Below are 25564 nucleotides of genomic sequence, written 5' to 3'. Positions count from 1 at the left end.
AAGGTTCTGGTGAGGCGCCGCGTGATGCGTCGCCATCGCGTATTTTTTTCGGTCAGACTGCGGCGGCGGCGCCGACGATTTCCGAGATTTCCTGGGTGATCGCGGCCTGACGAGCCTTGTTGTAGACGAGCGTCAGTTCGCCGATGACCTTGCTGGCGTTGTCCGACGCGGCCTTCATGGCGACCATGCGTGCGGCGTGTTCGCTGGCGAGGTTCTCCAGCGCGGCCTGGTACACCACGGACTCGATGTACCGCGTCATCAGGTGCTCGAGCACCGTGCGCGCATCGGGTTCGTAGATGTAGTCCCAGTCGTGGGTCTGCTCGACCTTCACGCCTTCGGACGCCTTGCCTTCCGCGCCTTCCAGCTCGCTGGCCACCAGCGACACCGGCAGCAGGGCTTCGATGACCGGCTTCTGCACGATGGTGTTCACGAAGTCGTTGTAGACCAGGAACACGCGATCGAGCTTGTTGTCGGCGTAGGCATCGAGGACCACCTTGATCACGCCGATCAGGTCTTCGAGCTTCGGCTTCTCGCCCAGGTGCGTGGCCGAACCGATGAGGTTCACGCCCTTGATGCGACGGAAGAACTGCACGGCCTTCTGGCCGACCGCCACCACGTCGATCTCGGCACCCTTGCCCTGCCATTCGCGGATCGAAGCCAGCGTGCGGCGGAACAGGTTGGAGTTGAGGCCGCCGGCGAGGCCGCGGTCCGTCGACACCACGATGAAGCCGACGCGTGCCACGTTCTCGCGCTCGGTGAGGAACGGATGCACGAAGTCCGTGCTGGCCTGGGCGACGTGCGCGATGACCTTGCGCATGAGGCGCGCATAGGGACGCGAGGCCTTCATGAGGTCCTGCGCCTTGCGGATCTTCGACGCCGAGACCATTTCGAGCGCACGCGTCACCTTGCGCATGTTCTGCGTGCTCTTGATCTTGGTTTTGATTTCGCGGCCGCTTGCCATGGCTTACTCGTCTGTAAAGGGTGACGCAGCGAGGCGGCGACGCCGCCTCGCGTGGGTGTCGCTACTTACCAGCTACCGGTCTTCTTGAACTCGTCGGCAGCCGACTTGAAGGTCGCCTCGATGTCCTTGTCCCAATCGCCGGTCTTGTCGATCTTCGACATCAGCTCGCCGTGGTTCTGGCGGAAGAAGGCATGCAGGCCCTTCTCGAAGGCAAGCACCTTGTTGACCGGCAGGTCGTCGAGGTAGCCCTTCTCGGCCGCATAGACCGACACGCCAAGCTCGGCGATCGACAGCGGCGAGTACTGCGCCTGCTTCATCAGCTCGGTGACGCGCTGGCCACGGTCGAGCTGGGCGCGGGTGGCGGCATCGAGGTCCGAAGCGAACTGCGCGAACGCAGCCAGCTCACGGTACTGGGCGAGGGCGAGCTTCACGCCGCCGGAGAGCTTCTTGATGATCTTGGTCTGGGCGGCACCACCGACGCGCGACACCGAGATACCGGCGTTGACGGGCGGACGGATACCGGCGTTGAACAGATCGGTTTCCAGGAAGATCTGGCCGTCGGTGATCGAGATCACGTTGGTCGGAACGAAGGCGGAAACGTCGCCGGCCTGGGTTTCGATGATCGGCAGCGCGGTGAGCGAACCGGTCTTGCCCTTCACTTCGCCGTTGGTCATCTTCTCGACGTACTCGGCGCTGACGCGCGAGGCGCGCTCAAGCAGACGCGAGTGGAGATAGAACACGTCGCCCGGGTAGGCTTCGCGGCCCGGCGGACGCTTCAGCAGCAGCGAGATCTGACGGTAGGCCACGGCCTGCTTGGAGAGATCGTCGTACACGATGAGCGCGTCTTCACCGCGGTCACGGAAGTACTCGCCCATGGCGCAGCCGGAATACGGCGCGACGTACTGCAGGGCGGCGGCTTCGGAGGCCGAAGCGACGACCACGATGGTGTTGGCCAGCGCGCCGTTCTCTTCGAGCTTGCGCACGACGTTGGCGATCGAGCTGCGCTTCTGGCCGATGGCCACGTAGATGCACTTAATGCCCGAGTGCTTCTGGTTGATGATCGCGTCGATGGCGACGGCGGTCTTGCCCGTCTGGCGGTCGCCGATGATCAGCTCGCGCTGGCCACGGCCGATCGGGATCATCGAGTCGATGGACTTGTAGCCGGTCTGCATCGGCTCGTCGACCGACTGGCGCCAGATCACGCCCGGCGCGACCTTCTCGACCGGACTGGTGCCCACGGCGTCGATCGGGCCCTTGCCGTCGATGGGGTTGCCCAGCGCGTCGACGACGCGGCCGAGCAGGCCCGGGCCGACCGGCACTTCGAGAATGCGGCCGGTGGTCTTGGCGGAGTCGCCTTCGCGCAGGTGCTGGTACTCGCCCAGCACCACGGCGCCGACCGAGTCGCGCTCGAGGTTCAGCGCGAGAGCGTAGGTGTCGTTCGGCAGCTCGATCATTTCGCCCTGCATTACGTCGGCCAGGCCGTGGATGCGCACGATGCCGTCGGACACGCTGATGATCGTGCCTTCGTTGCGTGCCTCGGCGCCGAGCTTGAACTGCTCGATGCGGGTCTTGATCAGCTCACTGATCTCGGACGGGTTCAGAGTGGTGCTGGACATGGTCGGTTCCTTGGGTTGCGCCGCTCTCACGGCACCCGGTGGTATGAGAATCTCGTATCAGTGCGTCAGCGCGCTGGCCAGCCGTTGCAGGCGGCCTCGCGCCGAACCGTCGATGACCTGCTCGCCTGTGTCGATGACGACACCGCCGAGCAACGTCGCATCGACGTGCGTATCCAGTTCGATCTCGCGCTTGAAGCGGCGCTTCAGCGATGCACGCAGCGTTTCCGTCTGCGACGCGTCGAGATCCAGTGCGCTCGTGACCTTGACCTTCAGGGTCGACTCGGACTCCAGCTTGTACTGGTCGTAGAGCGCGGCGATTTCCGGCAGGAGCACCATGCGGCCGTTTTCCGCCAGTTCCTCGAGGAAACGGGCGAACGGCGCATCGGCAGCCATGCCTTGCGGGAGGTGGATCGCGACGAGCTGCGTCGGCAGCACGCGCGGATCGTTGCCAAGGCCGGCGACCTGCGGGTCGACCGCGACCGCGGCGGCGAAATTCAGCGCCGCCGACCAGTCGGCGAGCGCACCCGACGCGTGCGCTACCTCGAAGGCAGCGCGCGCGTAGGGACGGGCGAGGGTGCGCGCCTGGGCCATGATCAGATCTCGGCAGCGAGCTGGTCGAGCAGCGCCTTGTGGGCCGCCGGATCGATTTCACGCTGGACGATCTTCTCCGCGCCCTGGACGGCAAGCTTGCCGACCTGCTCGCGCAGCTGCTCACGGGCACGCTGGGCCATCGAGGCGATCTCGTCCTGGGCCTGCGCCTTCAGACGGTTGATCTCATCGGTGGCTTCCACGCGGGCCTTCTCGATGATGGCGTTGGCCTGGGCCTGCGCCTTGTCGATGATGTCGGTGGACTGCTGGCGGGCCTGCTTGATCTCGGAGGCGACCTTGGCGTCGGCGTCCTTGAGCTCGGCGCGCGCGCGCTCGGCGGCGGCCAGGCCATCGGCCACCTTTTTCTGACGCTCTTCGATGGCACCGTTGAGCTGGGGCCAGATGAACTTGGTGGTGAACCAGACCAGGATCGCAAAAGAGATCATCTGGCCCAGGAAGGTCATGTTAATTTCCATGATCTCTCCGAAGACTCCGAACGCTTGTTACTGACGCGTCGCCGTGACGGAATGCGTCACGGCGACGAAACGGGCGAAACGCTTAGCCGCCGGCGGCGGTGCGCAGAACGCCGATCAGCGGGTTCGAGAACGCGAAGAGCAGGGCGACGGCGAGGCCGATGATGAACGCCGCGTCGATCAGGCCGGCGAGCAGGAACATGCGGCCCTGGAGCAGCGGGACCAGTTCCGGCTGGCGAGCGGCCGACTCGAGGAACTTCGAGCCCATGATGGCGATGCCGAGACAGGCGCCGAGCGCGCCGAGGCCGATGATCACGCCGATGGCGATGGCGGTCATGCCCTGGACGTGCGCGAAGAGAGCGGTGAGTTCCATGATGGTCTCCTGGGATATGCGAATAGCGAAAGGTGGATAACGAAAGGACTGAAACGGAAACTAGATTCGGACGTCGGTGCGGTGAGTTAGTGGTGTTCCCGGGCCGTGGCGATGTAGACGATCGTCAGCATCATGAAGATGAACGCCTGCAGGGCGATGATCAGGATGTGGAAGATCGCCCACGCCGTGTTGAACACGACGCCAGGCACGAAGCTGATCCAGCTCACCATCAGACCGGCAATCAGCATGAACACCAGTTCGCCGCCGTACATGTTGCCGAACAGTCGCATTGCGAGCGACACGGGCTTCGACAGGGTTTCGACGACGTTGAGAAGGAAGTTCGGAATCGCCAGCACGATCTTGGCGACCGGGCTATGCGCGTGGAACGGGGCAGTGAACAGCTCCTTGGTGAAGCCGAAGCCGCCCTTGGCCTTGATACCGTGGCCGATGACGATCAGCAGCACGGCGACCGACAGGCCCACGGTGGTGTTGATGTCGGCGGTGGGCACGATGCGGCCGTAGGTGTGATGGGCCACTTCCTTGCCCGAGACCGTCTGGACGATCCACCCGAACAGGTCGACCGGCAGCAAGTCCATGGCGTTCATCAGGAACACCCACATGAAGATGGACAACGCCAGCGGCGTCACCGTGCGACGGTCACCGTGGAAGGTGTCCTTCACCTGCGTATCCACGAACTCGATGATGATCTCGACCAGGGCCTGCCCCTTGGAGGGCACGCCCGAGGTCGCCTTGCGCGCGAACAGCCAAAACCACAGGCAGAAGATCGCACCCAGCGCGAACGAGATGATGATGGAGTCGGCACGCAGGTTCCAGAACCAGAAATGATCGGTGCTGAAATTCACCGTCATGTGGTTCAGGTGGTGCTGGATGTATTCGGTCAGACCGCCTTGCGGTTCGCTCGCCATGCCTCAACCCTTGAATCTGAATGCAAATACGTTGACCGCGTAGCCGGCCACCAATCCCACCAAAGCGGGTAAGGGTGGCAGCTTCCACTGAACCAGAATGAGCAGCAGTCCACCGATGAGCACAACCCATCGAAGGACCATGCCCACCAGGAACCGCATGAACGTTGCTCCCGCTCCACCCAGCGCACCGAAGGCTCGCGCGGCAAGCAGCGCGGTACCGATGGCGACGATCAGGGTGCCCCCGAAAGCGGCCAGACCGGCCGACCGCCCCTGCAGGGTGAAAGCGAGCCCTACGACAACGGCCACCACCAGCTGCGCGATGACAACGCGCAGGGCTAGATGACGACCGGCAGCAAGACTGTTTAGCAACGCGAGGCTCCCGTGGTTACGCGCTAGGCGGCACCAACTGGTTCAACGGGCCACGGTGTAATCCGGAAAAGTATACCAGCGGCGTAAACGACTGGACAAGCGAGGAAAGGGCGCTACCACTCGCCGGCGCGACAGGACGTCGCGTCGTCGGAGCACCATCGCGACGGAGGTTCAGGCCCTGGCGGGCCGGACCACCAGCGCGCCGAGCGACGTGGCCGTCTGAACAGCCACATCGAGTATGTCCCCGGCGGCCGTCGTGGCCCGCTCCACACCCTCGCGCTGCAAGTGCTCGCCCCGTGCCAGTACGGCACGGAGGGCATCGGCGTCGGGAGCGAGCATGGCATCGGCCATCAGGCCGGTCGCGGCCCTGGCGTGCCCTTCGATGGCCTGCAGATGCAGGTCGGCAACACGTTCCATGCCACGCCAGGCCAGCGCCTGGGCGGCGGCGGCCTGCTCGACGAAACGGGCGAAATCGGCGTAACCGTTTACGTTGGCCATCGTGTCACCGTTGGGGAACGGGGGAGGTGCCGGAGTGTAGACCCGCCTGCTGCAGGGCAGCAACCATAATTTGTTGCGGTGACAGGTTTTCGACGTCTGCCGGAAAAGCGCAGGCGATCGTTACTCGCTGTACTCCGCCCCGGAGGTGCACGTCTCATGCACCACCACCTTGCACAGCTGCGGCACCTCCGGACGCAGGTGCTCGAAGATCCAGCGGGCGAGGTTCTCGCTGGTGGGATTCTCCAGACCCTCGATGTCGTTGAGATAGTGATGGTCGAGGCGGTCGTAGAGCGGCTGGAAGCGGGCCTTCAGGTCACCGAAGTCCATCACCCAGCCGAACACTGGGTCGGTCGGCCCTTCCACATGCAGTTCGACGCGAAACGAGTGTCCGTGGAGACGCGCGCATTTGTGCCCTTCAGGCACATTCGGCAAGCGGTGAGCCGCTTCGATGTTGAAGGTCTTGAAGATGCGCATGATGGATCCGGAAGGCTGGTGACCGCCTAGTTTAGCGGCAGCCCTCCAAAAACGCGCCGACTCGCAAGTTCTTCACGACCACCGTCGCAAATCCGGCGATGCGACTGGACTTTTCCATGGCGAACGGTTGCAGTGGAAACTTCACCGCGGGGTAAGGGGCCCCGTCCACAGCCTGTCCATAGCGCTCACAAGGAGGCATCCGATGGGCCTTGGTCGTGATTCGCTCGACGGTTCGCATACCAGCGGACTGGCCGAGGAGGTTTTCGCCGCCCTGCCCTGGCCCTGCGTCATCTGGCCACGCGAAGGCGGCCCTGCCGTCATGGCGAACGACGCGTTCCATCGCGAGTTCGGTCATACCCTGCCCGCCGCCCTACCCGACTGGTTCGCGACGCACCTGGAACGCGGCGGGAGCGACGACGAGTACCTGGTCCGTGCGACGGGGCGCCCGGTCCGCCGCTTCCGCCTCACCCGCCAACCGCTCGATCTCGCGCCCATCGCCTTCCAAGCCGCCTTCCTGATGCCCCTGCCGGAGGACGAACCGGGCAGTGAGGAACCCACGTCCAACAGCTTCGCCATACTGCGCCCGGAGGTCAGCCTGACTCGCCGGGAATCCCAGGTGCTCGACGGCATCATGAGCGGCAAGCTCAACAAGGTGATCGCGGCCGAACTGAACATCAGCCCCAAGACCGTGGAACTGCACCGGGCCAACCTGATGGCCAAGCTGAGGGTGAACAACGTGGTGGAACTGGCCCGCGTGGTGCTTGAGCCACCCACGCCTGTGCGCAGGGAGGATGCGCCCGCGGAACCGGAGCCCCTGGCGGGCTGAAAAGAAAAAGGCCGTGCCCTGGGGCACGGCCTTTTCGTTTTGGTGGCTAGAGGCGGGCTCGAACCGCCGACCTCAGCATTATGAGTGCCGCGCTCTGACCAGCTGAGCTACCTAGCCTTGGAACCTGGTCGTCCGCGAGACGCGCTCGCGAAGGCCGCGCAGTTTAATCGGGGCTGGCTCGTCATTCAAGTGGCGCCTTGCCCCCGCTTCCGGCGCTGTGGTTGAATCGGACCCGAAGCGCGACGATTTTCGTAAGCGCGCCGGGGTTTTGCGGAGGGCTGATGATCGACGCAGATGGCTATCGACCGAACGTGGGAATCGTCCTCCTCAACGGGGACGGGCGCCTGTTCTGGGCGCGCCGCGTCAATCGGGACGGCTGGCAATTCCCCCAGGGCGGCATGCGCAGCGACGAAACACCGCTCGAGGCCATGTACCGCGAACTGGAGGAAGAGACTGGCCTGCTCTCCCATCACGTCGAGGTGCTGGCCGAGACCCGGGGCTGGCTGCGTTACCGCCTGCCCAGCCGTTTCGTGCGGCATCACCAGCGCCCCACCTGCATCGGCCAGAAACAGGTCTGGTTCCTGTTGCGCCTGGTGGGCGCAGAGAACGACCTGAAGCTCGACGCCTGCGAAAAGCCCGAGTTCGATCTCTGGCGCTGGGTCGATTTCTGGTACCCGGCCAACCACGTGGTCAACTTCAAGCGCCAGGTCTACGAGCGCGCCCTGCGCCACTTCGCGCCCACCGTCGAGACGGTCTGCTGCGTGGAGGTGGGCCGCTGCCCCCAGCAGGCCGAGGCACAGCGCCGGGCCGCCGAGGGCCGCTGAGGCTGCCTTCACATTTGCGCAGTTGACAATCGTTCGCATTCGCGTTCGAATGCCGCCCCATGTACATCTGCATGTGTAACGCCGTCACCGACCACGCCATCCGCCGCGCCGCGGCCGAGGGCGTGGAGTCGTTTGCCGAACTCCAGGCCCGCACCGGCTGCTCCGACTGCTGTGGCGCCTGCGAGTCCGAAGCCCGCCAGTGCCTGCGCGACGCCGTCGCGGAGACCCGGCCGGTGCTGGCCTTCCTGCCCCAGCCGGCCTGATCCGCGCACCTCCGTAGCGCGGACGCAAACCGTCTTCATTCTCGTTACGTCATCGTCTTTTCGGGCGACGTATAGTCGCACCCTGCTTATCCAGGGAGACCCCATATGAAGGGCGACGCGAAGGTCATCGAATACCTCAACAAGGTGCTCTACAACGAGCTGGCCGCCATCAACCAGTACTTCCTGCATTACAGGATGTTTAAGGACTGGGGCTACAACGAGCTCGCCAAGCACGAGTACGAAGAGTCCATCGAAGAGATGAAGCACGCCGACAAGCTGATCGAGCGCATCCTCTTCCTCGACGGCCTGCCGAACCTCCAGCACCTGGGCAAGCTGCGCATCGGCGAGAACGTGGTCGAAGCCCTCCAGGGCGACCTCGATCTCGAAATGATCGCCACGAAGGACCTGCGCGAAGCCATCGCCTACAGCGAAGGCATCCACGACTTCGTCAGCCGCGACCTGTTCAAGTTCATCCTTGGCCAGGAAGAAGAACACATCGACTGGCTGGAAACCCAGTTCAGCCTCATCAAGGACATCGGCCCCGAGCGCTATATGCTCAGCAAGGTCGGATCGATCAACCACGATTGATCTCACGAAGGCCGCCGCAAGGCGGCCTTCTTCTTGGTGATCCGTGGAACGGTTCCTTGACCGTTCGGAAACACAAGGGCTATACCATCGGCCCTTCACGCTTTTTCCACGGACCCGTCCATGGCCCCACGCCATCCGCCACGGTTCGTCGTGCGCACGCTCGACGACGCGGCCCGCGAACGCCGTCGCCGCCTCTTCCTTGGGGTTGGCTGGGCGTTGAGCGTCGTCGTCGCCCTGCTGCTGGGCGGGTGGTTCGGCGGCCGCGGCGGCTCCAGCCGACCCGCCGATCGCAGCGCCAGCCACCAGGCCACCGCCGAAACCGAGGAACTGCGCCAGCAGGTCGCCAACCTCGAACGGGCCAGCCAGGTGGGCGATGTCGCCACCAAGGAACTCAAACGCAACCTCGCCGAACGCGACGAGGAGATCAGCGGCCTGCGCACCGACCTCGACTTTTACTCCCGCCTCGTCGGCGGCGACGGCCAGCGCCAGGGCCTCCGGATCCAGGGCGCGCGCGGGACCAAGGTCGACGGGTCGAAACAGGCCTGGAATCTCGTCGTCACCCTCACCCAGAACGCCCGCCGCGGCGATCTCATGAAGGGTTCCCTGCACCTTGCCATCGAGGGCATCCAGGCCAACAAGGTCGTGACCCTGGAGGGCCCCACACTGGGCCAGTCCGGCGACCTGGTCGACCAGCCCTTTTCCTTCAAGTACTTCCAGCAGGTGCAGACCAGCTTCACCCTGCCCACTGGATTCCAGCCGGCCCGGCTGTGACTGGTCGCCACTGTCACCGGCGCCGAGCCGGTCACCGCAACCATCCCCTGGACCGACGCCACCCGTAACGAGGACGCCAACGATGTTCGGCACTAACAACCGGAAGAACCAGCCGCCAGCGGTCAGCGCCATCGCCACGAGCCTGATCGCCCAGGGCGTGACTCTGCGCGGCGATATCGACTTTCGCGGCGCCCTGCACCTGGACGGCACCATCGAGGGCAATGTCCGTGCGGATGGCGACGGCATTCTCACCATTAGCGAGACCGGTCGCGTCATCGGGCGCGTGGATGTCCCGCATGCCGTCATCAACGGCGGCGTGACCGGGGATGTCGAGATCCGCGACCGCCTGGAGCTGGCTCCACTCGCCCTTATCGAGGGCGACGTGCAGTACCAGGTGCTGGAAATGGCCGCCGGCGCCAGGGTGAACGGGCGGATGATCCACCGCGCCCCGCCGACCGTGCGCCAGCTCGCCGAGAGCGCCACCGAGGTTACCCGGGCGCTGACCAAGGCTTGACCTGTCACGGATCGGCGCCATTATGGGCGCATGAACAACCCCTTCCCCATGGCTCCCACCGCTGCCGCGCCGGATTACCGGTCGGCCGGTGCTCCGCTGATCTTCACCGAGGCCGCCGCCCGCAAGGTGCACGAGCTGATCGAGGAAGAAGGCAATCCGTCGCTGAAGTTGCGTGTCTACATCAGCGGTGGCGGTTGCTCGGGCTTCCAGTACGGCTTCACCTTCGACGAGGACCAGGCCGAGGACGACCTGGCCATCTCGCGCGACGGCGTCACCCTGCTCGTCGATCCGCTGTCGTTGCAGTACCTGACCGGCGCGGAGATCGACTACAAGGAATCGTTCAGCGGTTCGCAATTCGTCATCCGCAATCCCAACGCCAAGACGACCTGCGGTTGCGGCTCGTCGTTCAGCGCTTGAGCCATCCCGCGTGAGCGTCGGGGCGGAGCGTAACGAGGCGGTGGCGACACGGGCGCGCGAGAACGTGTTCGCCGGTATCGAGATCGATCGCATGGCCGAGCGCCGCGACGATCGCCTGTGGGTGGAAGAAACCGAACGCGCGGCCGATACGCGCTTCCTCGTGCTGGACAGCGAAGGCCAGGCACTCGTGCAGGCCAATGCCGACCGCCCGCAGTGGATGGACGCCAGCATGCGCGCGGAGCGTTTCGGCGACGTGCCGGCGACCTTCCTCGGCCTCGCACAAGGCTCGGCCTGGTTCGCTCTGGAGTTCGACGAAGCCCACATCGAGACCTTCGTCGCCCTGACCGGTGCGCGGCGCATGTCGCTGCGCGAGGCGGGGCTGCTTTTCCCGGCCTTCGACGCCGGCCTGTTCGCCTTCGCCAAGGGCGTGGCGCACTGGCATCGGCAAACACGCTTCTGCAACCTCTGCGGCGCGCCGACGATGGTGGTGTCCTCCGGCCATCGCGTGCAATGCACGAATCCGGAGGGTCCCCACCTGCATTTTCCTCGCACCGATGCCGCGATCATCGTGATCGTCGAGCACGGTTACGCCTGCCTGCTCGGCCGCCAGCGTGGTTGGCCCAAGGGGCGTTATTCGACCCTGGCCGGTTTCATCGAGCCGGGCGAATCGCTCGAGGATGCCGTTAAGCGCGAGGTACGCGAGGAATCCGGCGTCGAGGTGCTGCACGCCACCTACCACTCCTCGCAACCCTGGCCGCTGCCGGCGTCGCTCATGGTCGGCTTCACCGCCACCGCGAAGAGCCGCGACATCCGCCTGCGCGACGACGAACTGGAAGACGCGCGCTGGTTCACGGTCGAGGACATCGTGCAGGGCATGGCCGCCGGCACGCTCGGCGTGCCGCCACCGCTGTCGGTGTCGTACCGGCTGATCGAGCACTGGCTGGGCTTGCGCGGCGTGAAGCTGGAGCAGCTCGTCGCGGACATGCCTCGCAGCTGATCCACAGCCTTCGATCCATCGCCTACAATCGGGCCATCGACACGCGGACCGCATCGTCATGGCCCTACGCCTCCTCGCCGTACTCATCGCCCTCGTCATTGTCTGGAGCGTGCCGCAGCTGGCGCGGTGGCGCGACGATCGATGGTTCCGCCACTGGGTGAACCGGCTTGCCGACCTATCCGGCGCAGGCCGTGTCGCCGTCGTGCTGCTGGTGCCCATCATCGGCTGCGCGATCCTCGGCGGCATCCTGCGTGCCCTGCCCCTCTTCGACATCGCGTGGTTCGTCTTCGCCGTGCTGGTTCTGGTGTACGCGCTGGGGCCTCGCGAGATCGAGACCGACCTCGACGCCGTGCTGCATGCACCGGACGCCCTGCGTCGCGAGGAAGCCGTGGCGGCCCTGCGTCACGACGAACAACCGCTGCCTTGGTTCGCTCCAGCCCTGGTCGAAGCCACCTTCTACGCGGCCCTGCGTCGTCGTTTCGGCGTGCTGTTCTGGTTCTTCCTGCTTGGCCCGGTCGGCGCGCTGGGCTATCGGCTCACGCAGTCGCTGGGGCGCGACGCGTCGCTTTCGCTCGATGGCGACGCGCGCGGTGCCGCCCGCCGCCTTGCGGACGCGTTGGACTGGATCCCCGCCCACCTGATGGTCTTTGCCATGGCCCTGGTGTCGGACTTCGACGCCGTGGTCGGCGCCTGGCGGCACTGGCACCGCCACTCCGGCAGCCCGCGCAGCCGTCTGGAGCCCGACTTCCTGGGCGCCGTCGCCCGAGCAGGCGTAGATGCCGACGTAGAAGCCGGCGATGGCTATGTGCAGGACGTCAGCGACCCCATCGCCGAACTGGAAGACGCACGCCGCGTCATCCGCCGCGTGCTGATCGTCTGGCTGGCCGTGGTGGCGGTGATCGTGCTGGCGGCCTGGTTCGCCTGAGGCATTGCCTCAGGCGTTGTCACCACGCAGTTCGCCGACCCGCGCTTCCAGCACGGCGGCATTGGCGGCGCCCACCGGCACCGCTGCACCACCCACCAGTTCGATACGCGACCAGAAGCGACGCGGTAGTCGCGCACGATGCAAGGCATCGTCGCGCCGGCTGAAGATGCTGCCCCACATGCCCCGCAACGCCAGCGGCACCACGGGCACCGGGCGACGCGCGAGGATGCGATCGACGCCCGGACGGAACGGCGCGATGGCGCCATCGCGGGTCAGCCCGCCTTCGGGGAAGATGCAAACGACCTCGCCGGCGGCCAGCGCCTCGTCGATGCGTTCGAAGGCCTCGTCCATCAGCGCCTGATCTTCGTTGCGACCCGCGATGGGAATCGCCTTGGCCGTGCGGAATACGAAGTTGAGCACCGGGATGTTGAATATCTTGTAGTACATCACGAAGCGCATGGGCCGCCGCACGCTCGCCATCAGGATCAAGGGATCCATGAAGCTGACGTGGTTGCACACCACGAGCGCGGCGCCTTCATCCGGCACGTTCTTCAGGCCATCCACGCGCACGCGATAGAGCGTATTCACCAGCACCCACGTGATGAAGCGCATCATGAATTCGGGAGTGAGCGTGAAGATGTACACCGCCACCGCGATGTTCATGAGGCCAGTCACGAGGAAGATCGTCGGCGTGTCGAGACCGAGCAGCGTGAGACCTACGCCGAAGCCGGAGGCGATGCAGATAAGCAACGCATTGACGATGTTGTTGCCCGCGATGATGCGCGACAGCCGCTCGCGCGGCGCCCTGCTCTGCACGAAGGCGAACAGCGGCACCACATAGAAGCCGGCGAACGCGCCGATCATCGCCAGGTCGAATGCGACGCGCCAGGCGCCGGGCGCGGCGAGGAAGCCCGTCCAGGTCAGCAACGTGCTCGCCGGGATCACCGGATGGGCGAAAAAGAGGTCTACTGCGAAGATCGTCAGCCCGAACGCGCCCATCGGCACGAGGCCGATCTCCACGCGGCGGGTCGACAGGCGCTCGCACAGCAGCGAACCGATACCGGTACCCAGCGAAAACAAGGTAAGGGCCAGCGTATTGACCGAACCATCGCCACCCAGGACGTGTCGCGTATAGGTCGGCAACTGCGCGACCATCACGGTGCCGAAGAACCAGAACCACGAAATGCCGAGCACGGCGTTCCAGATCGCGCGGTCCTCGTGCGTGATCTTCAGCACGCGCGAGGTCTCGCTCGCCGGATTCCAGTTGAACTTCAGATCGGGCGCCGTCGCCGGTGCCGAAGGAATGGAGCGGCTGACGATATAGCCGGTCAACGCGATGACGATGGTGGCCGACGATGCCGCCAACGGACCGTAGCCGGGAATCAGCATCAACGTGTTGCCCACGATCATGCCGATCAGCATCGCCAGCTGCGTACCGGTCTCCACCAGCCCGTTGCCACCCACCAATTCGGAGCGTTCCAGCGACTGCGGAAGGATCGAGTACTTGATCGGCCCGAAAACGGTCGAGTGCACGCCCATGAGGAACAGCACCACGAGCAGCAGCGACACGTGATGGGTGAAGAAGCCCACCGCGGCGATCGCCATCGCGGCGATTTCAAACAATTTGACGAAACGAATGATGCGCGTCTTCTCGAACTTCTCGGCCAACTGCCCCGCCGTGGCGGAAAAAAGGAAGTACGGAAGAATGAACAGGGCAGGCGCGAGGTTGGTGTAAAGCGAGATTGTTTTGTCGGGCAGCGCCATCTGGAACGCCACCAGCATCACCATGGCGTTGCGGAACGCGTTGTCGTTGAAGGCACCGAGCGCCTGGGTCCAGAAGAACGGTGCGAAGCGACGCTTGCCGAGGAGGGAAAACTGGGACATTCCGTGGTCAGCCTGGTGGTTTGGCGCAGTGTATCCCATGACTATTGGTGGTCGTCCACGCATTGTCGTAGCTGCGTCGCAACATGCCATGTAGGCGGAAAGACCGGCTTTGGTTTAGGAAACCACCTACATCCTTGAGTGGCCGGGGGCGGCAATCTTCACGGACCCACCCCCAAAACGCCAAAGGATTGGCCATGAAACATCGATACCTCCCCGCATCCATCGCAGCAGGACTGCTGCTGCAATGTGCATTTCCTTACGCTGCGTCGGCAGCACCGCTGTCTCCTGTACCCGTCGCCAATCTCAGCGTCGCGCTTGCTCCAGGAGCCCATTCGGCGACAGCCGACCGCTGGGTGACGGAAAAACTCGAGCACCGCGTGATCTGGCTGGACGAGGCGGAGCTGGACGAACCGTCCATGCATGCATTCGCTCTCGATTCCCTGGCCTCGGGTCTGGCGGTGCTGGTCACCACTCGACAGGACAGGCCGCACGAGGCCATCCAGCGCGCCGACTTCATCTCGCCCACGCGTCGCACCATCTATCGACAGGATGCCGATGGTGCCTTCGCGAGCGCATCCGTGCCGGATGACATGGATGCCTGGGAAGCCGCCGTATTCATGGCCGAATGGCTCGACCGCGATCTCGTGTTCCATGACGTGCCCGAGGACGAACCTGGCCTGCTTTTCGATGATGCGCCGACGGCGCGTCGATGGGTGGATTCCGAGCAGACTTCCTATGTTCCTCGCAAGCCATTCCGTAAGCAGACGTTTCCCTTGGCCAACGGACAGTCCATCACATACGACATCTCCGTCGTGAGGGACCTGACCGCCAACAGCGATCAGGATCGCAAGCTGATCGCGGTCCAGGCACGCATGAACCTTCGCCCCGGTCGTAACCTTGCGTGGTGGAACGGCACGTTTCGCGAACGAAAGGGATCGCATTTCTTCATTCCGAAATCGTACGACGTCGCGATGAACATCCAGGCACTGAGTGGATCGCCTACCATCGACTTGTCCGACTTCCAGCCACGCAACGCCAAACCGACCTCCCAGCGCATCGATACCCAACTTTCGATCCAGAGTGCATCGGGATCAGGCCTGGCGCCGGACATCCTCGATCTTCTCATCGGTGCGGGCACAGATCCGGTTGGCGCGCTGAGTAAACTTCCGTCCATCCTCATCCCCGACTCCAACGCGACGACGACCGAAACAAAGACCCTATCCATGCAGGTGGACGATTACTGGGTAAGCGCACGGACGCCGACCCCAACCAGCCTGTCCTGGAGTTTCGAGTTGAGTCCCGAGGCAGAGGGACCCGTCGAGGTAGAAGTGAATGGCAAGAAAGTAACGAAAGAAAAGTTTGCCGACGGCACGCATCCCAGCCAGGGATACACACTGTATTCCGTCGACCATCACCTCACACCCATGATGAAATCCGCCGCCATCGAAACGGGAGCGATATGGATGGTTCCTGCATCATGGACGGGCAAACTCGCGATCACGACGGACGTGAGCATCCTGAATAGGGTCTACTTCCACAAACGCCTCACCGGCAAACCCTTCCAGTCGCTGGAAAAGGATGACCTGGCTCCCGCCAGGCACACGATCGAGATCGATCTCGATTCACCGCTTCTCACCCGCACTCCGACGGTGCGCCTGCAGTCCTTCTCAGGCGAGAGCCTGTGCCTCGCCCAGCCCGACAAGGCAGCGCCTGGTGTCGCCATGCAGGTATGCACGGAAGGCGAAGACGGCCGCCAGCAACAGTGGCATCTCGATGCCCGCGGCACCTATCGCAATCGCGACAGCGGCTGGTGCTTGACGGCCAGGATGGGTGACGGTGGCGCCGAGGCGCGGCCTTGCCGGGAAAACCTGCGAAGCCAGGAATGGATATGGGCCGCCGACCGACTGGCGTCCAAGGTCAACGGCGGTGACCTGTGGCGACTGCACCTGCGGGACGGTGTGCCGCGTGCGGAGATGGATACGGAAAGGCATAGCCGCATCGTCTGGAATCGATACCACACGCTGCTCAAGCCCTGGCTCAACTATCCCTATGCGCCGACCGCCACCGATCGCGAACCCGGTCCCAACGGACTGTCGACGCCGATTCCTGTCGACTACCTGGGCTTCAAGAACGTCACGCTCGAAGAACGCTGGGAAGCCAAGCCGGTGACGCCGAGTCCGTAAGCCGGAGAACGACGAGGTGGTCGTGTTGCCACCTCGTCGCCACGCTCATCGATTGAAGGCGCGATGAGCGATGTCCTTGCGATGGAAGGCGTCCGCAAAATGGATGCCTTCCATCGCTTCGTAAGCCTTTTTCCGTGCGTCGGCCAGATCGCTACCCAGTGCGCACACGGTCAGCACGCGGCCACCCGCCGTGACCGGACGGCCGTCGGCGTCGGTACTCGTGCCTGCATGGAAGACCTTCACGTCGGTACCGAAATCGGTGTCCGTGCCGGTGATGACGTCGCCGGCGCGCACCTTGCCCGGGTAACCACCCGCCGCGATCACCACGCCCAGCGATGGGCGCTCGTCCCACACCGCCTGCACGCGGCCGACATCGCCATCGAGCGCCGCCTCGACGAGGTCGACGAGGTCGGACTTCAGGCGCAGCATGATCGGCTGGGTTTCCGGATCGCCGAAGCGCACGTTGAATTCGATGACCTTCGGTGCGCCGCTCTTGTCGATCATCAGGCCGGCGTAGAGGAAGCCGGTGAAGGGCGCACCGTCGGCGGTCATGCCGGCAAGGGTCGGCTCGATGACCTCGCGCATGACACGCGCGGATACCTCATCGGTGACGACCGGCGCTGGCGAATAGGCGCCCATGCCGCCGGTGTTCGGACCCTTGTCGCCATCGTCGCGACGCTTGTGGTCCTGGCTGGTCGCCATGGGCAGCGCACGCGTGCCGTCGGCGATGACGATGAAGCTGGCCTCCTCGCCGTCGAGGAACTCCTCGATGACCACGCGCGACGACGCGTCGCCAAAGGCCTTGTCGCCAAGCATGTCGTTAAGCGCGCCCTCGGCCTCGGCCAGGGTCATCGCCACGACCACGCCCTTGCCGGCCGCGAGACCGTCGGCCTTGATGACGATCGGAGCCCCCTTCTCGCGCACGTGCGCCAGCGCCGGGGCAAGGTCGGTGAACACGGCGTAGTGCGCCGTGGGGATCGCGTGGCGGGCGAGGAAGTCCTTGGCGAAGGCCTTGCTGCCTTCCAGCTGGGCGGCGGCCGCACGCGGGCCGAAGCAGCGCAGGCCCTCGGCAGTGAAACGATCGACCACACCCGCGACCAGCGGCACTTCGGGGCCTACCACGGTCAGGCCCACGCCCTCGGCCTTGGCGAGGGCGACGAGACCCTCGATATCGGTGACCGAGACCGGCGCATTGCGCAGCTTGGGCTCGGTGGCCGTGCCCGCATTACCCGGGGCCACGATGACGCCCTCCACGCGCGACGATTGCGCGATCTTCCAGGCCAGCGCGTGTTCGCGACCGCCGCTGCCGATGACGAGGACTTTCATGATGGGACTCCGGACCGGGGATCGCGCATTCTAACCGGGGTGTCCGGGTCATGCCGGATCGAGGTAGCGCGTCCGCCCCGGAATGGCCGGGTCTTGTAGGAGCGCGCAGCATCGCCAGGAGCTCGCCGCGGGGCAGCTTGCCGGTCTCGTTGCGCGGCAGTTCGGCGACGAGGCGTAACGGGCGCGGCAGGAACACCGGGTCCATCGCGCTGCGCAGGGCGTTCAGCACATGCTGCTCGGTAAGCCCCGGGGCCACGACCAGGCCCGCGATACGGCGGATGCCCGAGGCGTCGGCCTCATCAAGCTGGAACAGGACCCCGTCACGCACGCCGTCGATCGCCAAGAGGCGACGGTTGAGATCGCCGAGCGACGCACGCTTGCCCGCGATTTCGAGCAGGTCGGTGTTCCGGCCGCAGAGGCGGAAACGACGGCCCTCGTCATGCAGCGTGACGATGTCGGCCAGGGCGATGGGCTCGGCCAGCTGCGGAGCGTCCACCAGGGTGCCGTCGGGCTGCGGATGCAGGACGACGCCGTCGTACAGGGCCCAGTCGACATCGGTCGACGTGCGGCGGCTGGCGAACACGCAGGTCTCGGTCGAGCCGAACACCTCGCGCACCGGCGCACTGAAGCGCTCCTCGGCGGCGGCGGCCAGTTCCACGGGCATCGGCGCGGTGGCGGAGACGAAGGCCGCCAGCGGCGGCAGCACCACGCCCGATTCGACCAGCGCACGCAGGTGCACCGGCGTGGTCACCAGCACGCGAGGTTCCGGCAACGATGCCAACGCCGTGGCGACGTCGGCGGGGAAGAACGGCCGCCCCGCATGGATGCCCACCTCGGACAGCAGCGGCATCAGCACGGACATCTCCATGCCGTACATGTGCTGCGGCGGCACGGTGGCGACGCTGTGGAAACGCTCGCCGATGACGCCCTGAAGCATGCGGGCGTTGCCCGCGTTGCTGGCGACGAACGAGCCCCAGGTCTTCACGTTGGGCTTCGGCTTGCCGGTAGAGCCCGAGGTGTAGCCGATGGCGACCACGGCATCGGCCGCGATCCGCGGCAGTTCGCCAAAGGCGGGAAGCGTCTCCACGAACGCCGGCATCTGGAGGTAGCCCTCCGGCGCCGGTACGAGCGCCAGCTCGCCGATGGCATAGGACCCGGGATGATTAGCCATGACCTCGTCCACCGCGTGCGGCGCGCGCGACGGCGGCAGCAGGTTCACCTGCCCACGCAGGACGAGCGCAGCGAAGGCGACGAGAAACGCGTAGCGGTCCTCGCACAGGTTCACGGCCGCGATGGCGTCGGGCAGCGTGGCAGCCACCTGCTGCACATGGGCGAGGAACTGGCCGGCCGTGACGGCCTGACCGTCGCGCCAGGCGACGACGCGCGATGGTGAACCCGCAAGCAGCGGCAAGGAGGGCGCGACGGCGCCTCCGGCGATCTCATGGACGATGGACAACGGTTGGACTCCCCTCTCAGGAGCGGATCATAGCGCCGCTCAAGGCGTCGCGGATCGTGCTGGGGCGAGCGAGCCCGCCGAGCGGCGCATCGAAGGCGCCTTCCAGGCGTTCGCCGAAATAGCCCTCCAGCGTCGCGATATCGCGCGCCGGCGGATGGCCATGGGGGTTGGCACTGGTGGAGACCAGCGGGCGCTCGAAGGCCCAGCACAGGGCCGCCGCGGGCTCATGGGACGTGACTCGAAGGGCGATACCTTCGTGCGCGCCGGCCACCCATTCAGGGACAAACGGGCTGCGTGGGAAGATCCAGGTATTCGGTCCCGGCCAGGAGTCCACCACCTGGTCCATCACCGTGTCGGGAACGCGACTGAAATCGATATACGGCAGTACCTGCTCGACGCTGGCGGCGATGAGCAGCACGCCCTGCGTCGGCGGCCGTTCCTTCAGGGCAAACAAACGCTCCAGGGCGTCCCTGTTATGCGGATCGCAGCCGAGGCCGAACACGGCCTCGGTGGGATAGGCGAGCACGCCGCCCGCATGGAGGAAGACGGCCGCGTCGACGACACTGGACGGATCGAAGCGGCGCATGTCACTTCGCGGCCGGCGCGGCCTTCTTCGCCGCGGCTTTCTTCACCGCCGTCTTCTTCGTGGCGGTCTTTTTCGTCGCCGTCTTTTTCGTCGCGGCCTTCTTGGTGGCGGTCTTCTTGACGGCGGTTTTCTTCGTGGCCGTCTTCTTTACCGCCGCCTTCTTGGCGGCTGGCGCCTTCTTCGCCGCGGCCTTCTTCGCGGCCTTGCCACCACGCGGCTTCTTCACCGGCGCGGCGGCGAGCAGTTCGGTGCATTCGGCTTCGGTGAGCGTCTTCGGCTCGCGATCCTTCGGAATGCGCGCGTTCTTCTCGCCGTCGGTGATGTACGGGCCATAACGACCATTCAACACCTGCACACCATTGCCGAAGTCGAGAATGATGCGGTTGGCGATGGCCTCGAGCTTCTCCTGCACCAGCTGCGTCGCACGCGGCAATTCGATGGTGTACGGATCGTCTTCCGCCTTGAGCGAGGCATAGGTGCTGCCCTGCTTCACGAAGGGACCGAAGCGACCGATGCCGACGGTGACATCTTCGCCGTTCTCCGCCTGACCGAGGTTGCGCGGCAGCTTGAACAGCTCCATCGCCTCCTCGATCGTGATCGTGTGCATGCTCTGGCCGGGGCGCAGGCTCGCGTAGGTGGGTTTTTCCTCGTCGTCCTTGCTACCGATCTGCGCGTAGGCGCCGTAGCGACCCAGGCGCACGGACACCGGCTTGCCGGTCTTCGGATCGGTGCCAAGCTCGCGCGCGCCCGTGGCTTCGCTGCGGTCGACGCTTTCGGTCTTGTCGTCCACCAGCGTCTTGAATGGCTGCCAGAAGCGCTCAAGCAGCGGCACCCACTGTTCTTCGCCACGGCTGACGGCGTCGAGTTCGTCCTCGAGGCGCGCGGTGAAGTCGTAGTCGACGTACTGCGTGAAGTGGCCCGAGAGGAACTGGCTTACCGCGCGGCCGACGTCGGTCGGCTTGAAGCGACGGCTGTCGAGCAGCACGTACTCGCGGCTGAGCAGCACCTGGATGATGCTCGCGTAGGTGGACGGACGGCCGATGCCGTATTCCTCGAGCGCCTTCACCAGGCTGGCTTCGGAGTAGCGCGGCGGGGGCTCGGTGAAGTGCTGGTCGGCGGCGATACCGGACACCGGCACGACGTCGCCCTGGGTCAGGCGCGGCAGGCGGCGCTGTTCGTCGTCGTCCTCGCCCTTCTGGTCGCGGCCTTCCTCGTACACAGCGAGAAAGCCCGGGTCGATCACCGTCGTACCGGTGGCGCGGAAGGCCGAGTCGTCGACCGGGAATTCCACCGACACGGTGTTCATCGTGGCGTGGATCATCTGGCAGGCGACGGTGCGCTTCCAGATCAGCTCGTAGAGCTTGCGCTGGTCATCGTTGAGGAACGAGGCGACGCTGCGCGGCAAGCGCATGGCCGAGGTCGGGCGAACGGCTTCGTGGGCTTCCTGCGCGTTCTTGGCCTTCGACTTGTAGACCTGGGTGCCCTCGGGCAGCGCCGACTTGCCGTATTCGCGCCCGATCAGGTCGCGCAGTTCAGCCACGGCGTCGTCCGACAGCGCCACCGAGTCGGTACGCATGTAGGTGATGAGGCCGACGTTGCCCTCGCTGCCGAGCGACACGCCTTCGTACAGGCCCTGGGCCACGCGCATGGTGCGGCTGGTGGAGAAACCGAGCTTGCGCGCGGCTTCCTGCTGCAGCGTGGAGGTAGTGAACGGCGGCGCTGGGCGACGCTTGCGTTCGCGGCTGGTGACCTCGCCGACCGTGAAGCGACCACCGGCGGCCTTCTCCAGGGCCGCGCGGGCGGCCATGGCATCGGCTTCGTTCGTGAGATCGAACTGCTCGAACTTCTTGCCGTGCAGCTTCACCAGGCGGGCGTCGAAGGCGCCGTCGGCGTGAGCGAGGCTGGCCTGGATGGTCCAGTACTCGCGCGCCTTGAAGGCTTCGATCTCCAGCTCGCGCTCGACGATCATGCGCAGGGCCGGCGACTGCACGCGGCCGGCCGACAGGCCGCGCTGCACCTTGCGCCAGAGCACCGGCGACAGGTTGAAGCCCACCAGGTAGTCGAGGGCGCGGCGGGCCTGCTGGGCGTCGACCAGGTCGTGCGACAGCTTGCGCGGATTGGCCACGGCTTCCTTGATCGCCTTGGGGGTGATCTCGCTGAAGACCACGCGCTGGACGTCCTTGCCTTCGAGCAAGCCACGCTCTTTCAGGATCTCGCTGATGTGCCAGGAGATGGCCTCGCCTTCGCGATCCAAGTCGGTCGCGAGATAGATGCTGCTGGCCTTGCTGGCCGCCTTGGCGATGGCGTCGACGTGCTTTTCGTTGCGGTCGATCACCTCGTAGGCCATGGCGAAGCCGTGGTCGGGATCGACCGCCCCCTCTTTCGGCCGCAGGTCACGGACATGACCGTACGAAGCCAGCACCTGGAAATCCGTGCCCAGGTACTTGTTAATCGTCTTGGCCTTGGCGGGCGATTCGACGATGAGGAGGTTCTTTGCCATGCGCTGATCGATTCCAGATGTCGCCTGGGTCCCGAGTGGACCCCAGCGTGTGTATATATTTAGTTGGAAACATATCGCCGTGATGGCTGTCAAGCCGTGTCGATCAGACGACCCGCTGGTAACGGTTTCCGGGAAGCGGGGAAACCTCCCCTTCGAGCTCGAGCATCAGCAGCATCGACGAGAGGGCTCCGGGGGAAAGGCCGGTGGTGCCCACCAGGGTGTCCAGAGAAGCGGGATCGTAACCCATGGCGTCGAGGAGGCGGCGATATTCCTCATCCTGGCGCCAGTCGAAGGGCCCTTTCCGGGCCTTGGACACCCCGCTGGCCGGCCGATCCAGCCGGGCCCGCAGTTCCGCGCCCAGCTCCATGGCAGCGGGCGCCAGCGCGGCCAGGATCTCGTCCGGGCGCTGGACCAGGCGGGCGCCATCGGCGATCAGGGCATGGCAGCCCTGGGCCAGCGGATTGTGGATGGAACCGGGCAGGGCGAAGACCTCGCGCCCCTGCTCCCCCGCCTGGCGGGCGGTGATGAGCGAACCGGACTTCACGCCCGCCTCGATCACCAGGACGCCGAGCGATAACCCGGCGATGATCCGGTTGCGCTGGGGAAAATGATGTGGCTGGGCATGTATGCCTGGAGGATATTCGCTGACGATCGCACCGTTTTCGACGATCCTGCGCGCCAAAGCATGATGTTTACGCGGATAGACCCGGTCGGGACCGGTACCGATCACCGCGACCGTGGGCTGGCCGGCATCCAGGGCCGCGGCATGGGCCGCGCCATCCACACCGTCGGCCAGGCCACTGGTCACCAGCAACCCACCCGCCGCCAGTTCGGCGGCGAATCGGGCCGCGTTGGCGAGCCCCGGCGGCTGGGCCTGGCGAGCGCCGACGATGGCCACCTGCGGCAGCAGGAGCAGCGAGGCGTCGCCCTTCACGAACAAGGCGGCCGGCGGGTCGGGCATGGCTTCCAACTGCGGGGGAAAATCTTCCTCGGTACAGCGCAGGAGGCGATGGCCGGGATCGTCCAGCCAGGCCATGTCGGCCGCCAGGACGGTTTCGTCGGGATGCTCGAGCCAGCGCCGACCCTCGTCGTCGAGCGCTTCGTCGTGACGCGCCAGCCAGGCCAGCAAGGCTCGCGCACCGCCGCGTACGGCAAGGCCTTCGCGAAGGCGGCGCGCACTCAGACCCGGCATGTGCAGCAGGAGGAGCCAGTCGCGGAGTTCGTTGGAATCGGTCATCCGCGCAGTCTAGGAGAGGCGACGGCGTGAGGGAGCGACGACCAGCCCGCGTCGACGCGGGTGATGGGCCGACGCAGGAAGCCGGCCCGCCCCCACCCGACGTGGGAGCGGGCCGCGAGGTTCACTCGGGCAGCGTCAGCTTGTCGCCGCGATGCACCGGACGCAGGGAGTCCATCACCAGGGCGTAGCTGACATGGTCGAAGGTACGGAAGACCATGAGATGCCCCGCGTACTCGTCCGGAAGCTGGACGCTGCGCGAGGTGCTGCGACGCTCGTAGTTGCCGGACACCTCGTCGGGGATCCGGTCGCCCTGGGCCATGATGGTGAAGGTGGTGCCGTTGTCGACGCCGTCGGCGCTGCCGGCGGAAATGGCGACCACCTGGTGGGCGCCCACGCTGTTCTTGGCATCGGTGAAAGCGATGACCCGAGGGTCGGCGGGCATCGACTTCGGCGCATGCGGGTAGAAGTAGGGGTCGTACGGTTTGTCGTCCACCGGCATCAGGCGATCACCCTTGCGGATCTCCAGGGTCGAATCGACCAGCACCAGGCTGGCGACATCGTCATTGGTTGCCAGGACCTCGGCCGTGCCGATCACCGTCACCTCGACGCCGCGATCGCTACCCGTGCCGGAGTGGGTATCGTGGTAGGTGTCCTCGCGCCAGGGCGACGAGGCCATGGAGGCATCCGAGTCCAGCTCGTCCGCCACGAAGGAACCCTGCCCCGGCCGGGTCAGGGCATCGACGCTACCGTTGCGCCCACCGTGGTCGCGGAATCGCTGGGTCGGACGGACCACCGCCCAGCGCTGGCCGGGCTGCGCCGTGTCGAGGTCGCGGGCGTAGATCTTGGTGCCAGGCGTGGCGCGCAGGCGACTTTCCTCGAAACCGACCACGTAGGGCGAGCGCTCGACGGCGTCCGCGTCCATCACTCGCATTTCCTTCAGGAACATGCGCAGCTCGGACAGCGGCACCGCCGTGATCGGCTCACCCTCGGAGCGGATCCGCGGCTCGAGGCCGAGATGGGGCGTGTTGGTGCCGTCCAGCGACAGGTTGAGCACGTCGCCCGGGTAGATCAGGTGGGGATTGCGGACCTGGGGATTGGCCTGCCAGATCTCCGGCCACAGCCATGGCTTGCTGAGGAACCGGGAGGAAATCGCCCACAGGGTGTCGCCCTTGCGAACCGTGTAGGTGTCGGGGTGTCCGGGACGCAGCTGGGACGCGGCCGCGTAGACGGCCACGGTGAAAAACATGCCGCCCAGCAGCATGGCGAACTTCTTGATCATGGTGGGATTTCCCCCTTCCCCAGTGCTGTCGCAAGTGTAACTGAATCGTTAATGCGTACACCACGGAACCTGCTCGCCCGGTTCCTGCCGCACGCGTAGAATAGGCGGCCATCCTACAGGGTCCATCTGCTTGGATTTCGCCTACTTGCCCGCATTTTGCAGGCACGGGGCGCCGCACTGGCCCACGCAACGATCAAGGTGACACCGTGTCCACCCTCACCATCCTGGAATTCCCCGACCCGCGCCTGCGTACCAAGGCCGCGCCGGTCACGACCTTCGACGACGCGCTCAAGCAGTTCGTGGCCGACATGTACGAAACCATGTACGCCGCCAACGGCGTCGGCCTCGCCGCCACCCAGGTCAACGTGCACCAGCGCGTGCTGGTGGCCGACATGAGCGACGACCGTAGTGAGTCGCTGGTCCTCATCAACCCCGAGATCCTCGAGAAGGACGGCCAGCAGGTCTACCAGGAAGGCTGCCTGTCGTTCCCAGGTATCTACGCCGACGTGACCCGCGCCCTGAAGGTGAAGGTCAAGGCCAACGACGTGGACGGCAACGAGATCGTGGTCGAGGCCGAAGGCCCGCTCGCGGTCTGCATCCAGCACGAGATGGACCACCTGGCCGGCAAGGTCTTCGTCGACTACCTGTCTCCGCTCAAGCGCGGCATGCTGCTCAAGCGCATGGAAAAACAGCGCAAGGCCAGCGCCTGA

General features: G+C 65.5%; 27 protein-coding genes and 1 tRNA gene. 11 read left to right on the top strand and 17 right to left on the bottom strand.

Annotated features, from left to right (window positions below):
• Window positions 1-52 precede the first annotated feature (52 nt).
• From atpG to queD, 9 genes are all read right to left on the bottom strand, one after another.
• Window positions 53-961 (bottom strand): F0F1 ATP synthase subunit gamma, encoded by a 909-nt coding sequence (gene atpG, locus GAK28_RS07900; protein ID WP_291776855.1) that lies wholly within the window; start codon window positions 959-961, stop codon window positions 53-55.
• A gap of 65 nt (window positions 962-1026) precedes the next feature.
• On the bottom strand, window positions 1027-2577 hold the full coding sequence (gene atpA, locus GAK28_RS07895; RefSeq protein WP_291776853.1) for a F0F1 ATP synthase subunit alpha: 1551 nt from the start codon (window positions 2575-2577) through the stop codon (window positions 1027-1029).
• Window positions 2578-2634: 57 nt separating this feature from the next.
• Window positions 2635-3168, bottom strand: a complete 534-nt coding sequence (locus GAK28_RS07890) for a F0F1 ATP synthase subunit delta (RefSeq protein ID WP_291776851.1) — start codon at window positions 3166-3168, stop codon at window positions 2635-2637.
• Between the two features lie 2 nt (window positions 3169-3170).
• A complete protein-coding gene (locus GAK28_RS07885) occupies window positions 3171-3641 on the bottom strand; it encodes a F0F1 ATP synthase subunit B (RefSeq protein WP_291776848.1) in 471 nt (156 codons plus the stop codon).
• 82 nt (window positions 3642-3723) lie between these two features.
• Window positions 3724-4011 carry a F0F1 ATP synthase subunit C gene (gene atpE / locus GAK28_RS07880; RefSeq protein WP_291776846.1) on the bottom strand — a complete coding sequence of 96 codons (288 nt, stop codon included), beginning with the start codon at window positions 4009-4011 and terminating at the stop codon, window positions 3724-3726.
• Window positions 4012-4097: 86 nt separating this feature from the next.
• Complete coding sequence (gene atpB, locus GAK28_RS07875; RefSeq protein ID WP_291776844.1) at window positions 4098-4937, bottom strand: F0F1 ATP synthase subunit A; 840 nt, start codon at window positions 4935-4937, stop codon at window positions 4098-4100.
• Window positions 4938-4940: 3 nt separating this feature from the next.
• Complete coding sequence (locus GAK28_RS07870) at window positions 4941-5306, bottom strand: ATP synthase subunit I (protein WP_291776842.1); 366 nt, start codon at window positions 5304-5306, stop codon at window positions 4941-4943.
• 171 nt (window positions 5307-5477) lie between these two features.
• Window positions 5478-5804, bottom strand: coding sequence for a hypothetical protein (locus tag GAK28_RS07865; RefSeq protein WP_291776840.1), 327 nt, complete (start codon window positions 5802-5804; stop codon window positions 5478-5480).
• A gap of 120 nt (window positions 5805-5924) precedes the next feature.
• Window positions 5925-6278 (bottom strand): 6-carboxytetrahydropterin synthase QueD, encoded by a 354-nt coding sequence (gene queD, locus GAK28_RS07860; RefSeq protein ID WP_291776838.1) that lies wholly within the window; start codon window positions 6276-6278, stop codon window positions 5925-5927.
• 202 nt (window positions 6279-6480) lie between these two features.
• Here queD and GAK28_RS07855 point away from each other — a divergent pair, with 202 nt between their 5' ends.
• Entirely contained in the window at window positions 6481-7104 is a 624-nt protein-coding gene (locus tag GAK28_RS07855; RefSeq protein WP_291776836.1) for a LuxR C-terminal-related transcriptional regulator, read from the top strand.
• 40 nt (window positions 7105-7144) lie between these two features.
• On the opposite strand, the gene GAK28_RS07850 is transcribed toward GAK28_RS07855, so the two are convergent.
• A tRNA-Met gene (locus tag GAK28_RS07850) sits at window positions 7145-7221 on the bottom strand.
• Window positions 7222-7385: 164 nt separating this feature from the next.
• Here GAK28_RS07850 and GAK28_RS07845 point away from each other — a divergent pair.
• From GAK28_RS07845 to GAK28_RS07810, 8 genes are all read left to right on the top strand, one after another.
• Window positions 7386-7928 (top strand): RNA pyrophosphohydrolase, encoded by a 543-nt coding sequence (locus tag GAK28_RS07845; RefSeq protein WP_291776834.1) that lies wholly within the window; start codon window positions 7386-7388, stop codon window positions 7926-7928.
• 59 nt (window positions 7929-7987) lie between these two features.
• Window positions 7988-8191: a (2Fe-2S)-binding protein gene (locus tag GAK28_RS07840; protein WP_291776832.1), complete on the top strand. Its 204-nt coding sequence runs from the start codon at window positions 7988-7990 to the stop codon at window positions 8189-8191.
• A 105-nt stretch (window positions 8192-8296) separates the two neighbouring features.
• Window positions 8297-8779: a bacterioferritin gene (bfr, locus tag GAK28_RS07835; RefSeq protein WP_166946123.1), complete on the top strand. Its 483-nt coding sequence runs from the start codon at window positions 8297-8299 to the stop codon at window positions 8777-8779.
• Between the two features lie 120 nt (window positions 8780-8899).
• Window positions 8900-9550 carry a DUF6776 family protein gene (locus tag GAK28_RS07830; protein WP_291776831.1) on the top strand — a complete coding sequence of 217 codons (651 nt, stop codon included), beginning with the start codon at window positions 8900-8902 and terminating at the stop codon, window positions 9548-9550.
• Between the two features lie 82 nt (window positions 9551-9632).
• Window positions 9633-10064 carry a polymer-forming cytoskeletal protein gene (locus GAK28_RS07825; RefSeq protein ID WP_291776830.1) on the top strand — a complete coding sequence of 144 codons (432 nt, stop codon included), beginning with the start codon at window positions 9633-9635 and terminating at the stop codon, window positions 10062-10064.
• A gap of 30 nt (window positions 10065-10094) precedes the next feature.
• On the top strand, window positions 10095-10481 hold the full coding sequence (gene erpA, locus GAK28_RS07820; protein ID WP_291776829.1) for an iron-sulfur cluster insertion protein ErpA: 387 nt from the start codon (window positions 10095-10097) through the stop codon (window positions 10479-10481).
• A 10-nt stretch (window positions 10482-10491) separates the two neighbouring features.
• Window positions 10492-11478 (top strand): NAD(+) diphosphatase, encoded by a 987-nt coding sequence (gene nudC, locus GAK28_RS07815; protein ID WP_291776828.1) that lies wholly within the window; start codon window positions 10492-10494, stop codon window positions 11476-11478.
• A 58-nt stretch (window positions 11479-11536) separates the two neighbouring features.
• Window positions 11537-12403 carry a cobalamin biosynthesis protein gene (locus GAK28_RS07810; RefSeq protein WP_291776826.1) on the top strand — a complete coding sequence of 289 codons (867 nt, stop codon included), beginning with the start codon at window positions 11537-11539 and terminating at the stop codon, window positions 12401-12403.
• A gap of 9 nt (window positions 12404-12412) precedes the next feature.
• Here GAK28_RS07810 and GAK28_RS07805 read toward each other — a convergent pair whose 3' ends face one another.
• On the bottom strand, window positions 12413-14287 hold the full coding sequence (locus GAK28_RS07805) for an MFS transporter (protein ID WP_291776824.1): 1875 nt from the start codon (window positions 14285-14287) through the stop codon (window positions 12413-12415).
• 194 nt (window positions 14288-14481) lie between these two features.
• On the opposite strand from GAK28_RS07805, the gene GAK28_RS07800 reads away from it, so the two are divergent.
• The gene (locus GAK28_RS07800) at window positions 14482-16470 is read left to right on the top strand and encodes a ricin-type beta-trefoil lectin domain protein (protein ID WP_291776823.1); all 1989 of its coding nucleotides are present in this window, start codon (window positions 14482-14484) and stop codon (window positions 16468-16470) included.
• A 45-nt stretch (window positions 16471-16515) separates the two neighbouring features.
• On the opposite strand, the gene purD is transcribed toward GAK28_RS07800, so the two are convergent.
• The 6 genes from purD to GAK28_RS07770 form a co-directional block, all read right to left on the bottom strand.
• On the bottom strand, window positions 16516-17796 hold the full coding sequence (gene purD / locus GAK28_RS07795; RefSeq protein ID WP_291776821.1) for a phosphoribosylamine--glycine ligase: 1281 nt from the start codon (window positions 17794-17796) through the stop codon (window positions 16516-16518).
• Entirely contained in the window at window positions 17696-19252 is a 1557-nt protein-coding gene (locus GAK28_RS07790; protein WP_291776819.1) for an AMP-binding protein, read from the bottom strand. The genes purD and GAK28_RS07790 overlap by 101 nt, the downstream gene beginning before the upstream one ends.
• Window positions 19253-19268: 16 nt before the next feature.
• On the bottom strand, window positions 19269-19838 hold the full coding sequence (locus tag GAK28_RS07785) for a Sua5/YciO/YrdC/YwlC family protein (protein ID WP_291776817.1): 570 nt from the start codon (window positions 19836-19838) through the stop codon (window positions 19269-19271).
• Window position 19839: 1 nt separating this feature from the next.
• Window positions 19840-22338 (bottom strand): DNA topoisomerase I, encoded by a 2499-nt coding sequence (locus GAK28_RS07780; RefSeq protein ID WP_291776815.1) that lies wholly within the window; start codon window positions 22336-22338, stop codon window positions 19840-19842.
• Window positions 22339-22441: 103 nt separating this feature from the next.
• On the bottom strand, window positions 22442-23575 hold the full coding sequence (dprA, locus tag GAK28_RS07775; protein WP_291776814.1) for a DNA-processing protein DprA: 1134 nt from the start codon (window positions 23573-23575) through the stop codon (window positions 22442-22444).
• Window positions 23576-23696: 121 nt separating this feature from the next.
• Window positions 23697-24854, bottom strand: a complete 1158-nt coding sequence (locus GAK28_RS07770) for a LysM peptidoglycan-binding domain-containing protein (RefSeq protein ID WP_291776812.1) — start codon at window positions 24852-24854, stop codon at window positions 23697-23699.
• Between the two features lie 206 nt (window positions 24855-25060).
• Here GAK28_RS07770 and def point away from each other — a divergent pair, with 206 nt between their 5' ends.
• Window positions 25061-25564 carry a peptide deformylase gene (gene def / locus GAK28_RS07765; protein ID WP_291776810.1) on the top strand — a complete coding sequence of 168 codons (504 nt, stop codon included), beginning with the start codon at window positions 25061-25063 and terminating at the stop codon, window positions 25562-25564.

The sequence above is a fragment of the Luteibacter sp. genome, assembly GCF_009912395.1.
Taxonomy (GTDB): Bacteria; Pseudomonadota; Gammaproteobacteria; order Xanthomonadales; family Rhodanobacteraceae; genus Luteibacter.
This window is presented reverse-complemented; position numbering and strand designations above follow the sequence as displayed.